Genomic DNA, 10,879 nt, shown 5'->3' with positions numbered 1-10,879 from the left:
ATGATCGCGGCGGTGAACAGCGCCTCCTTGGTCGGAAAATGCCGGTAGACGGTGCCCGCGCCGACGCCGGCGCGCCGGGCGATGTCGTCGAGGGGAACCGAAATCCCTTCGGCGGCAAAGGCTTCTTGGGCCGCGGCCAGCACCCGTTCGCGGTTGCGGCGGGCATCGGCGCGCAGCGGGCGTGGTTCGTCGGTCACGGCTGTGATTGTATGCGCGGCCGTTGACAAGCGGGGCGAGCGTTCCGGATGATAAGCGGGTCCATCGTTCCGTTTCATCGAAAGGCTGCCGATGATCCCCACTCCGGTCCAGGTCGCCGAACGGCTCATGGCCGTTCTCCCCGCCCGCGACGCGGCCGCGTTCACTGAGTCGTTCGCCGCCGACGGCGTTTTCGAGCTGCCGTTCACGCCGCCGGGCGCACCAGATCGGATCGAGGGCAGGGCGGCGATCCGCGCCGCACTGGAAGAGGCTTGGGCCGCCACGTCATCGGTCCGGATCCACGCGGTTCATCCCCGTATCTACGCCACCGACGATCCGGAGACCGTGGTGGTCGAGACCGAGGTCGAGGTGACCAAGCCCGGGGCGCAGCGGATCCGAGTGCGCTCCGCCATCACGGTGATCCGGGTTCGGGAGGGGGAAGTGGTGCTGTTTCGCGACTATCTGGACTCGGGCCGACTCGCCGCGGCTGTGAACGGCTAGCGGATTCCCGGGGTGCGTGGGTCGTGGCCTACGCAGGCCAGGATGGCGCAGCCCGGTGGGATGCTGGCGAAGGGTGCGGCCAGGGGTTGGTTGAGGCAATCGAAGACGGTGCAGCCGGGGTAGGCGCCGGGGCCGATGCCGAATACGGCCAGCAGGATGTTGGCGTCGATGAGTTTGCCCGCGTCGAATTCCAGCGGGGGCTCCACGTACGGTTCGGCGATCGGCACCGCGGCGTCGGTGACGGCGGCGAACAGACGGCGGAAGAACTCGTGGGGCAGTTCTTCGGCGTGGGCGAGGATGCCGCTCGGGCCGTAGGCGGTCTGGTTGCCGAACGGGCCTGTCCACATCACCGTCATGTCCAGGCTCGGCAGGAAGAAGACGTTCTGCAGGCCGAGTCCGGACATGAAAAACGTGTCGGGGGGCAGGAAGTCGGGAGATTCGCTGCAATCGGCGCCCAGCCAGAACAGGTAGCCGTAGCAGCTGTTCGCCGCCGACGGTGTGCGGGCTTTGCGCAGATAGTCCGAGGAGATCACCCGGTCGGCGCCCCAGCGGCCGTCGTTCGAGACGAGCAGGCCGATCTTGGCCAGGTCGTTGGGCGGCAGCAGGAGATGGGCGTAGCCGTAGGTATGGCCGGATCGGTCACTTGCCCAGTAATAGTCGCTGCGCGGGATGCCGAGCGGGTCGAACAATTCCCGCTGCGCGAACTGCTGTAGCGGTTCGCCGACGGCCAGTTCGATCACGTAGGACAGCAGATCGACATTGCGCTGGCTGTAGCTGAACGTGGTGCCGGGCGGGTTGGTCAGCTGCACCGACAGCGCCTGCACCGCCGAGTGCGGGTCGATGGGGATCACCGCGGTGATGCCCTCGGACAGCACTCCCACCTGCATGCCGGAGGTCTCGGTGAGCAGATTCTCGACGGTGATCGACCGGTGCGCCGCGTCGCCGAGTCCGGGCGGCAGGTAGCGGTCGATGGGGGCGGCGATATCGATTCTGCCTTCGTCGGAAGCGATTCCGGCCAGCATCGACACCACCGACTTGGTGACGCTCCAGACGTTCCACGGCGTATTGCCGGTCTCGTCGTTGCGCAGGCCCTCACCGACGAGGCAGTTGTGCCGGAAGATCTGGACATTGAGCCGGTTGCGGGTGGCCGCGAACTGCAGTGCCGCTTCGATTTTCGCCGAATCCAGCCCCACCTGTTCGGGCTCGGCGCGCTCCAGGTCGCGACCTGAGGTCACCTCGCAGGTCGTACTCGGCGCGGCGTGCGCCGGAACGGCGAATAGGCACGCCGAGGCCAGCACCGCAGCGATCGTTCCCGCGAAAACGCCCGTGATGTGCCGCATGCGGGCGAGAGTAGCCCGTGCCGCGCACCGTAACCCGTATAGCGTGGCCGCTGAATCCCCTAATCACAGGCATGTTCACTTCCCCGCAACCCTGCGAAACCCGTAGACCCCCGCGCCGGCCGCGAGGACCGTGAGTCCGGCCAGCACCGACTCGATCGGCAACGCGAACCCGACCACCACGCAACCCGCCGCTCCGAGCACCGGAACCCAGCGCTGCGGCCTGCCCTCGGCGGCGGTCAGCGTGGCCGCGGACAGGTTGGCGACAAGGTAATAGGCGAGCACGGCGAACGAGGAGAACCCGATCGCCGCGCGCAGATCCACCGTCGCCGCGAGCACCGCGACCACCACACCCACCGCGAGCTCGGCCCGATGCGGCACCGCGTATTTCGGATGGATCATCGTCAGCGCCCGCGGCAGATGCCCGTCGCGCGCCATCGCCAGTGCGGTCCGCGAGACCCCCAGGACCAACGCCATCAGCGAACCCGCCGCTGCCAGCACCGCACCCACCCGAACCACCGGCGCCAGCCATCCCGCCCCCGCCGCCTCGACCACCTGCGCGAGCGGATCACGCGCGGCCGCCAGCCCACCCGACCCCAACGTCAGCAACGCGGCCACCGCCACCAGCGCGTACACCGCCAATGCCACTGCCAGCGCCAGCATGATCGCCCGCGGAATGGTCCGCTCCGGCGCACGCACCTCCTCGCCGAGCGTGGCGATCCGCGCGTACCCGGCGAACGCGAAGAACAACAACCCCGCGGCCTGCAACACCCCGTACGGCCCGATCTCCTGGTCGAGAACCGATGCCCCCGAACGACTCCCACCGACTCCCACCACGACAACCGCCGCCAGCACTGCCAGCACCACGCCCACGATCACCCGCGAAGCCAGCGCGGACTTCTGCACCCCCACATAGTTGATCCCCGTCACCGCCACCACGGCCCCCACCGCCACCGCGTGCGCCTGCTCAGGCCACGCGTAACTCCCCACCGTCAACGCCATCGCCGCGCACGACGCCGTCTTGCCGACCACGAACCCCCACCCCGCCAGATACCCCCAGAACGCCCCCAGCCGTTCCCGCCCGTACACATACGTCCCTCCGGACACCGGATACAACGCAGCCAATCGCGCCGACGACATCGCATTGCAATAGGCGATAACCGCGGCCACCCCCAAGGCCACCAGCAACCAGGACCCACTCACCCCCGCCGCAGGGCCCAACGCCGCGAACACCCCGGCCCCCACCATCGCCCCCAGCCCCACCACTACTGAATCCCCCAACCCCAGCCCCCGCCGCAACTGCCCATCCGAAGTCATGGACCCATCCTCGAGCACGCGCGCGTGGCCCGCGACCCGGATACGGCAAACGCCGCCAGGTCGATGAGGGTGACCTGGCGGCGTTCGAGTCGATGGGCCGCCTCGAGGACGGCCCGTCAGGGTGCCGACGCCCCACAAGCGCCTCTCGGCGGGTGGTCGCTCGTAGCGACAAATGGGGTGAGGCCCGGGGCTGTTCGGACGTCGACAGTGAGTCCAACCGCTGCTGCCGGTGAACTATTCCGGCGGCTCGATGTGATCCACACAACGGCACGAGGCAGGTACGGCGATACGCGTACCTGCCTCGTCTCATGGGTGGGCGAAGGGCCTGATTCCGGGCTCTCTCGTGGACGGTGTCAGGGGATCAGAAGTTGCTGAACCAGTACAGAAGGCTTGCCAGCAACCAGACGATCGCGGTTTCCATGGTCGATCTCCTTGCGTCGGTACTTCTATCATCGCCGAAAACCCGACTTCGCCGACAAGTTGTTCTTAAGAAGCTCTAGAGACCGACACCGCATTGTTGCTTCAGACACCGGAACAACCGGGTCCGATCGGTCTCGAGGGGTGATCGGTCGGACCCGGCGGTGCAGACCAGAAGGTGGCTCTTCCAGATGCTGAAGACGCACTGCCGACGGTAACCACACCGACGGGCTGGGCCGAAGATGTTCCACGTTGTGTCGGTGAGTACGCGTGCCGGGCCGGTCGATCGAGGGGTGATCGGCCCGGGCGTTTGCGTATGGCCCGGATTCGGGTAAGTGTTGGGGGGTGGTCGAAATAGCGGAGCACTCCGACGTGCTCGACCGTGCCGAGGCGCGGCTGCGCGAAGAATTCGCGACGATGTTCGAGCTGGAGACGATCCACCGTTTCCTGCATTCCTCCTACGAGAATTTCGCTGCTCGGGCGACGGTGACCCTGTACCTACCGCTGCTGGCCGAGCGGTTCGGGCGCCAGCGGTTGCAGGCGCTGGCCAAGATCGAGGGCAAGGTGGCCCGGCCGCGTCCGACGGTGCTGTTCCTGTGTACCCACAACGCGGGCCGGTCGCAGATGGCGCTCGGATTCTTCGAAGAGCTGGCGCTGGGCCGAGCGGTGGCCTGGTCGGGCGGGTCGGTGCCGAGTGGGCAGCTCAATCCGGCCGCGGTGGCGGTGATGGCGGAGGTCGACATCGACATCTCACGCGAGTACCCGAAACCGTGGACCGACGAGATCATCCGTGCCGCCGATGTGATCGTCACGATGGGCTGCGGCGATACCTGTCCGCTGGTACCCGGGGTGCGCTACGTGGAGTGGATCATCGATGATCCGGCCGGCCTCGAGACCGAGCAGGTGCGGCCCATCCGCGACGACATCGGCCATCGCGTGACGGGCCTGCTCGCCGAGCTCGGCATCGACGTCACCGATCCCGTAGATACGCCACCCAGCTCCCGTACCGCGTGATGTCGGTGGCGGCGACGGCGGCGTCGTAGCTGCACGCGAAGCCGACCACCGCGCGCCCGTCGGAGAGATCGATACTGGTCAGGGCCATCGGCGGCGGTAGTTCGGCGAGGAATCGGCCGAGGCCCGCGGGGGAGACGAGGAACAGTTCGCCGAGGATCGGTGCGCCGTGTCCCTCACCGTGGCGGACCAGTCCGGGTTTGGCCGGGGTGGTGTCGAGAGCGGTCAGGCGATAGGCGTCGGAGGTGGCGATCTCGCCGGCGAAACGGGCGCCGAGTTGTTCGAGTTGCCAGTGCAGCGGTTGGCCGCGCAGGTGGGCGCCGAACACGGCAAGGGGCACACCGGTTTCCACGAGCAGCGGCGCCGGGGTGCCGAGGATGCGCGCGGCGAGGTCGACCGCCGATTGGTCGGCGAACGCGGGGACTGCGATCGTGACGCCGAACGGCAGGTTATCGGCGGTGGGCTTGCCGGGGATCGCGACGGCGGCGAGATCGAGGAGGTTGCAGAAATTCGTGTAGGTGCCCAGTCGGCGGTTGATCGCGAGCGGGTCGGCTTCCACTTCGGCGATCGACGGGTGTTCGGTGGTGGTGGGGAGTAGGAGGCCGTCGAAGCCGGTGAGCAGCGTTGTCGCGGTGGTGCGGACTCGGGCGAGGCCGTCCAGGTCCTGCGCGAACGTGTGCGCGTCGAGTGCTCGTGCGGCGCTGATTATTCCGGCGACAGTGCGGTCGAGACCCGGTGCGCCCTTGTCGACGAACTCGCCGACCGCCGCGTACCGCTCGGCGACTATCGCGCCGTCGTAGAGCAGTCGGGCCGCGTCGAGAAGTGGCGAGATATCGATTTCGGTGAGGCGCAGGCCGTGATCACGCAGGGCCGCGACAGTTTCCGTGAACGCCGTTCGGTAGGCCGGGCTCAGCGGTTCGAGGTCTTCGGGCCGGGGGATGGCGATCTCGGGCTCGGCGGATGCCGCCAGGCGGACGTCGGCGGGCCATTCACGGCTGCGTGGGTCGCGAGAGTCCTTGCCCGCCATCGTCTTCACGGCGGTGACCGCCAGGTCCAGGTCGGCGGCGAAAATGGTGACCGCGTCATAGTCGGCGCAGGCGGGGACGACGCCGTGGGTGGGGATCACGCCGAGCGTGGCCTTGATGCCGACGATACCGTGCAGTGCGGCGGGTACGCGTCCCGAACCCGCCGTGTCGGTGCCGATGGCCAGGTCGGCGATGCCGAGCGCGACCGCCGCCGCGGAACCGGAACTCGAACCGCCGGAGATCAATTCGGGATGAAGGGCGTTGCGGACGGCGCCGTAGGGGCTGCGCGTGCCGACGAGCCCGGTGGCGAACTGGTCGAGGTTGGTCTTGCCGAGCACCAGTGCGCCCGCCGCGACCAGCCGCTGCACCGACGACGCAGTTTCCGTTGCCTCATAAGCGAATTCAGGACAGGCGGCGGTGGTGGGCAAGCCGGCCACGTCGACGTTGTCTTTCACCGCGAGGAGCAGGCCCGCCAGCGGCAACTGCTCGCCCGCGGCGACACGGCGTTCCAGGTCGACGGCTTCGGTCGTCAGCACCTCCTGGGAGCGCAGCGTGATCCAGACCTCGGGCCGATCCACCTCGGCGATTCGTGCGTAGGCGGCGGCGACCCGTGCGGTCGGGGTGGCAGACATAAACGCTCCTCTATTCACTCAGCGACATGGCGGCGACAGCACGCGAGATCCGCTCGAGCACCACATCCAGCGAATCGCCGATGTGGGTGTGCAAGAGCTGCTGGGCCAGTGTGAGATCACCGGCGAGGACGGCGTCGAGAATGCCGAGGTGCTCGCTGATCGTGGTCTCGATGCGGTTGTTGATCATGAAGTCGTACATGCGGACATGCCGGATCCGGGAGTTCACCGCCACCAGGGCGCGCACCATCTCGGCATTGCCCGCCGCGGTCAGCAGGGCGACATGGAATTCCTCGTCGACGACGACGAAACCCGGCTCCTGGGCGGGCGGGTCGGCCTGTAGCGCCAGCCACTTCTGCCGCTCGGCGTGGAGCAGCGCGGTGTCGTGGGTGATCCGCGGATCCGCTCGTACCCGCGTCATGCCACCCAGTTCCAGGGTCAGCCGCAGCTCGTAGAGATCGCGAATCCGCGCCACACTCGGCCGCACCGGACTGAACCCGAACTCCTCGCGCTGCAACAGCCCGTCCGAGCAGAGCATGGTGAGTGCTTCCCGAACCGGCGTGCGGGAGATTCCGAACCTGGTCGACAGTTTGGGTTCGGTGAGCCGCTCCCCGAACCGGATGTCCCCGTTCATCAACTCCCCCCGCAACGTCGAGTACACGACGTCGCGCAACGGCCTTCCCGAGCCCTCGGCCGGTGCATCCACCCTTGTCGACATGGGTGTATACGCTATCGACCGCGAATTTCTATCAAGTGACAGAAAGTAAGCGGCAGGTTATCCCTTGCTCACACCGACACCCTCACCACGCGCAACCTCGCGTGGGGAGAACTTCTCAACCAACCCCGAACACGCAGGCAACCCCGTTCGCCATGGAGGCGCCCACACTCGACCACGAGCCCACCGCCGCGCTCCCACTCCGCTCACCCCGGAAGGGCGACCCCCATGTGCCCCACCATCCTGGCCCTCATCCTCGGCCTGATCTCCCTCACGGCCCTCACCATCTGCTGGCCGAACCCCCTCGACCGCAAACCCCCACAGACAAGCGAAGAGCCCCTGACCAGTGAACTGATCAGGGGCTCTTCTGTGTCTCAACCAACACGTCGGGGTGACAGGATTTGAACCTGCGACCTCTTCGTCCCGAACGAAGCGCGCTACCAAGCTGCGCCACACCCCGTGAGGCGAACCTGAAGTAGCTTACAACGTGGGGTCGTGAAACGTTAAATTGGCTGGTCAGATGGGGGTTAGTCGAGGGATCTGATGGAGCTGAAGATGCGCTTGGCCTCGGCGGCGTCGATGGCGCCGGGAACGCCGGTGTCGGCGATCATGACCATGACGAAGCTGCCGTCCTTGGCGCCTTTGAAGGCGTAGGTGTAGACGGAGTAGGTGCCGGCGCAGCCGGGTTTGGGGGCGGGGACGGTGCCGGTGGTCTCGGTGAACATGCCCTCGGTTTTGCCGTCGATCGACTTCAGTGGCTGGGCGGGGCCGGGGGTGCCCTTCGAGCCCTGGTAGGCGAGGGGGGCGGCCTTGGTGCCGAGTTCGGCGCCCGCCGCGGCGTTGTCGGCGTTCTTGGAGCCGGTGAGCAGCGACATGGTGCGGGTGGAGTTCGGGCAGTAGTCGCGGCCGTCGGAGGCGTAGCCTTTGCCGATCACCGAGTCGCCCGGGGGTTCGCCGACGCCGCCGATGGTGGTTTCGGTGGCGACCTTCCAGCCTGCCGGGACGTCGTAGGCGGCGCCACGGTCCGGGGAGGCGACTACCTGGTAGCCCTCGATCAGGGGTTTGCGATTCGACGCGGCGCCCGAGGGGGAGGGGGTGGTGGTGCTGGGTTTGGGCTTGCTCGACGAGGCCGGTGCCGGGGTGGTGGACAGGGCGCTGACCATCGAAGGAGCGCCGCCCGCGGTGGTCGTCGGTGCGTCGTCGCCGCGGGTGAGCGCGACCGCGGTGATCGTGCCGCCGACCAGAAGTAGCGCCGCCACACCTGCCGCGGCCCAGATCGCCGCCTTGTTCCCGGATTTCTGGTTGGGCGGGAGCGGCTGGCCGTAGGGCTGGATGCCCTGGTGATCCAGCGGGGGGATTTCGCCGTATTGCTGCGGTGCCTGCTGCCAGCCCGGTGCGCCGACTCTGGTCGGGTCTGCTTGCCCGGCCGGCGTGCCCCACTGCTGCTGACCGGGCGGATTCGCCGGGGCGCCCCACTGCTGCTGCGCACCGGCCGAGGGACCGCCCCACTGCTGACCGGGAGGCACCGGCGCGCCCCACTGGCCCGGAGGCTGTTGTCCGGCAGGTGGATTCATGCCCGGTAGCCACTGCTGATTCGAACCAGGGTGTCCGCCAGGAAAATTGGCGCCGGGAGCTACCGGGCCGCCCGGTTGCGGGGCCTCAGGGTGCCACGGCTGGCCAGGTTGTCCGGCGGGTGTATTCATGCCGGGCTGCCAAGGCTGATTCGAACCCGGCTGGCCCACAGGCGGATTCGCCCCGGGCCAGGGTGCCGGCTGGCGCAGCTGGGTGGGGTCGGCCTGTCCCGGCTGCGGAACCTGCTGTCCCGCAGCGGGATTACCGGAATCCTGCCAATCCTGCGGACCCGCCGGCGCCCACTGCGTGGGTTCGGGAAGCCCGGGTGGTGGCCCGGAGCCGTCCCAGCGCAGGGTCGGAGGGAGACCGGTGCTGCCCGGCGTCCATACCGCGGTGGGATCTGGTGCGCCCGGATTCGGCTGTTCCGCAGCCGGATCCGGCGAACCGGGCCGCTGCCACTGCTGGTCGGGCTGGTTCGGGGCGCCGGGCCCGCCGAATACGGTCGGGTCGTCGCGCCTGTCGTCGGATCCACTGCTCACGGTCGTCTCCTGATGACACCTCAATGACAATGTCGTTCGGAGCCAGACCCTAGCGGGCGACGGCCTCCGAGGTCGAAATGCCGAAGCCGGTGTCGGCGGACGGCCGCTTGGGCTGGGCGCCGACCAAGGTGAGCAGCGTGGCCTCGGGGCGGCAGCAGAAGCGGTAGGGCGCCCACGGTGAGGTGCCGATGCCGGCCGAGACGTGCAGCTGGGTGTGCTCGCCCCACTGCGAGGCACCCTTCACCCGGGACTTGTCGATACCGCAGTTGGTGACCAGCGCGCCGTAACCGGGGACGACCAGCTGCCCACCGTGGGTGTGACCGGCCAGCACCAGGTCGTAGCCGTCTTCGGCGAAGCGGTCGAGCACGCGCGGCTCGGGCGAATGCGTCACACCGATGCTGAGCTGGGCCAGCTGGTTCGGTGCGCCCGCGACGGTGTCGTAGCGGTCGCGCTGCAGGTGCGGGTCGTCGACGCCGGCACTGGCGATGCGGATGCCCGCCACCTCGAGGTCGCGCCGGGTGTGGGTCAGGTCGAGCCAGCCGCGCTCGGTGAATGCCGCGCGCAGGTCCTTCCACGGCAGCGGATCGCCGTAGACGCGACGGTGATCTTTCTTGAAATACTTCAGCGGATTCTTCGGCACCGGCGCGAAATAGTCATTCGAACCGAACACGAACAAGCCGGGTCGGGCCAGTAGCGCACCGAGGGATTGCACCACCGCGGGCACGGCCTTGGGATGGGAAAGATTGTCGCCGGTATTCACGACCAGGTCGGGTTCGAGGCGGTCGAGTTCGCGCAGCCACTGCTGTTTGAGCTGCTGGCCCGGCATCATGTGCAGGTCACTGACGTGCAGAATGCGCAACGTCGGCGAACCGGGCGCGAGCACCGGCATCGTGGCTTCGCGCAGGACGAACGCGTTCCGTTCGATCAGCGTGGCGTAGCCGATGCCTGCGACGGCGGCCCCGGCGGCTCCCAACGCGGTTCGGCGGACAGCGGACGTCGAGATAACGGGCATTTGCCCAGCATAGGCGACCCCCTCCCGGATCGGCGCGTGTGTTTCCGCACAAACGGTCTGGAATTTTCGCTGCGACGAAAATGTGATGGGACTCCACTGAGCGAACGACTACGGTAAACCGCATGTCGGAACTGAAAGCCAAGCTGCGCGCGGATATGACCACCGCGATGAAAGCCAAGGACAAACTGCGTCTCGCGACCCTGCGGATGCTGCTCGCCGCTATCCAGACTTCCGAGGTCTCCGGTACGGAGGCGCACGAACTCTCCGATGCCGATGTCGTGTCGCTCTTGCAGAAGGAAGCGAAGAAGCGCAACGAGGCGGCCGTGATCTACGAGCAGAACGGTCGCGGTGAACTGGCCGCGAACGAGCGGGCCGAAGAAGAGATCATCGAGGAGTACCTGCCGACCCAGCTCAACGACGCCGAGGTCGCGCAGGTCGCCGACACCGCGATCGCGGAGGTGGCCGAGCAGCTCGGTGAGCGTCCGGGAATGAAGCAGATGGGTCAGGTCATGAAGGCGGCCACCGCGCTGGCCGACGGCAAGGCCGACGGTTCGCGGCTCTCCGCCGCGGTCAAGGCCCGGCTGTAGAAAACGAGCAAAGGCCGCCGTC

General features: G+C 67.9%; 10 protein-coding genes and 1 tRNA gene. 3 read left to right on the top strand and 8 right to left on the bottom strand.

Features of this window, described 5'->3' with window-relative positions:
- A partial coding sequence (locus ACFWF3_RS09955; RefSeq protein WP_379313313.1) for a helix-turn-helix domain-containing protein occupies positions 1–197 on the bottom strand: 197 nt, incomplete at its 3' end.
- Between the two features lie 91 nt (positions 198–288).
- Here ACFWF3_RS09955 and ACFWF3_RS09950 point away from each other — a divergent pair.
- Entirely contained in the window at positions 289–696 is a 408-nt protein-coding gene (locus tag ACFWF3_RS09950) for a nuclear transport factor 2 family protein (RefSeq protein ID WP_379313312.1), read from the top strand.
- Here ACFWF3_RS09950 and ACFWF3_RS09945 read toward each other — a convergent pair.
- Together ACFWF3_RS09945 and ACFWF3_RS09940 are read right to left on the bottom strand one after the other, a co-directional pair.
- A complete protein-coding gene (locus ACFWF3_RS09945) occupies positions 693–2,036 on the bottom strand; it encodes a serine hydrolase domain-containing protein (protein ID WP_378994341.1) in 1,344 nt (447 codons plus the stop codon). The two genes, ACFWF3_RS09950 and ACFWF3_RS09945, sit on opposite strands and share 4 nt — an antisense overlap.
- Before the next feature lie 75 nt (positions 2,037–2,111).
- Positions 2,112–3,350, bottom strand: coding sequence for an APC family permease (locus ACFWF3_RS09940; RefSeq protein WP_379313311.1), 1,239 nt, complete (start codon positions 3,348–3,350; stop codon positions 2,112–2,114).
- A 762-nt stretch (positions 3,351–4,112) separates the two neighbouring features.
- Between ACFWF3_RS09940 and ACFWF3_RS09935 the strand changes: the two genes are divergently transcribed.
- Positions 4,113–4,781 carry an arsenate reductase ArsC gene (locus ACFWF3_RS09935; RefSeq protein WP_379313310.1) on the top strand — a complete coding sequence of 223 codons (669 nt, stop codon included), beginning with the start codon at positions 4,113–4,115 and terminating at the stop codon, positions 4,779–4,781.
- Here the strand turns inward: ACFWF3_RS09935 and atzF are convergent.
- The 5 genes from atzF to ACFWF3_RS09910 all read right to left on the bottom strand — a co-directional run bounded on the left by atzF (position 4,738) and on the right by ACFWF3_RS09910 (position 10,270).
- Positions 4,738–6,435, bottom strand: a complete 1,698-nt coding sequence (atzF, locus tag ACFWF3_RS09930; RefSeq protein ID WP_379313308.1) for an allophanate hydrolase — start codon at positions 6,433–6,435, stop codon at positions 4,738–4,740. The genes ACFWF3_RS09935 and atzF overlap by 44 nt on opposite strands.
- Before the next feature lie 10 nt (positions 6,436–6,445).
- A complete protein-coding gene (locus tag ACFWF3_RS09925; RefSeq protein WP_378994332.1) occupies positions 6,446–7,150 on the bottom strand; it encodes a GntR family transcriptional regulator in 705 nt (234 codons plus the stop codon).
- A gap of 383 nt (positions 7,151–7,533) precedes the next feature.
- Positions 7,534–7,607: transfer RNA gene (locus ACFWF3_RS09920), tRNA-Pro, on the bottom strand.
- Between the two features lie 67 nt (positions 7,608–7,674).
- Positions 7,675–9,258 carry a hypothetical protein gene (locus tag ACFWF3_RS09915; RefSeq protein WP_379313306.1) on the bottom strand — a complete coding sequence of 528 codons (1,584 nt, stop codon included), beginning with the start codon at positions 9,256–9,258 and terminating at the stop codon, positions 7,675–7,677.
- Positions 9,259–9,307: 49 nt separating this feature from the next.
- The gene (locus ACFWF3_RS09910) at positions 9,308–10,270 is read right to left on the bottom strand and encodes a metallophosphoesterase (RefSeq protein WP_101464816.1); all 963 of its coding nucleotides are present in this window, start codon (positions 10,268–10,270) and stop codon (positions 9,308–9,310) included.
- A gap of 122 nt (positions 10,271–10,392) precedes the next feature.
- Between ACFWF3_RS09910 and ACFWF3_RS09905 the strand changes: the two genes are divergently transcribed.
- On the top strand, positions 10,393–10,857 hold the full coding sequence (locus tag ACFWF3_RS09905) for a GatB/YqeY domain-containing protein (RefSeq protein WP_378994328.1): 465 nt from the start codon (positions 10,393–10,395) through the stop codon (positions 10,855–10,857).
- Positions 10,858–10,879: the final 22 nt, after the last annotated feature.

Source organism: Nocardia sp. NPDC060220, assembly GCF_042727815.1.
GTDB lineage: Bacteria > Actinomycetota > Actinomycetes > Mycobacteriales > Mycobacteriaceae > Nocardia.
Note: the sequence above shows the minus strand (reverse complement) of the source record. Positions and strands in the feature narration are given on the sequence as shown.

Coding starts and splice junctions, on each gene's coding strand:
- ACFWF3_RS09905 (WP_378994328.1), top strand. CDS start 10,393: ATGTCGGAACTGAAAGCCAAGCTGCGCGCGGATATGACCACCGCGATG.
- ACFWF3_RS09925 (WP_378994332.1), bottom strand. CDS start 7,150: ATGTCGACAAGGGTGGATGCACCGGCCGAGGGCTCGGGAAGGCCGTTG.
- ACFWF3_RS09940 (WP_379313311.1), bottom strand. CDS start 3,350: ATGACTTCGGATGGGCAGTTGCGGCGGGGGCTGGGGTTGGGGGATTCA.
- ACFWF3_RS09910 (WP_101464816.1), bottom strand. CDS start 10,270: ATGCCCGTTATCTCGACGTCCGCTGTCCGCCGAACCGCGTTGGGAGCC.
- atzF (WP_379313308.1), bottom strand. CDS start 6,435: ATGTCTGCCACCCCGACCGCACGGGTCGCCGCCGCCTACGCACGAATC.
- ACFWF3_RS09945 (WP_378994341.1), bottom strand. CDS start 2,036: ATGCGGCACATCACGGGCGTTTTCGCGGGAACGATCGCTGCGGTGCTG.
- ACFWF3_RS09950 (WP_379313312.1), top strand. CDS start 289: ATGATCCCCACTCCGGTCCAGGTCGCCGAACGGCTCATGGCCGTTCTC.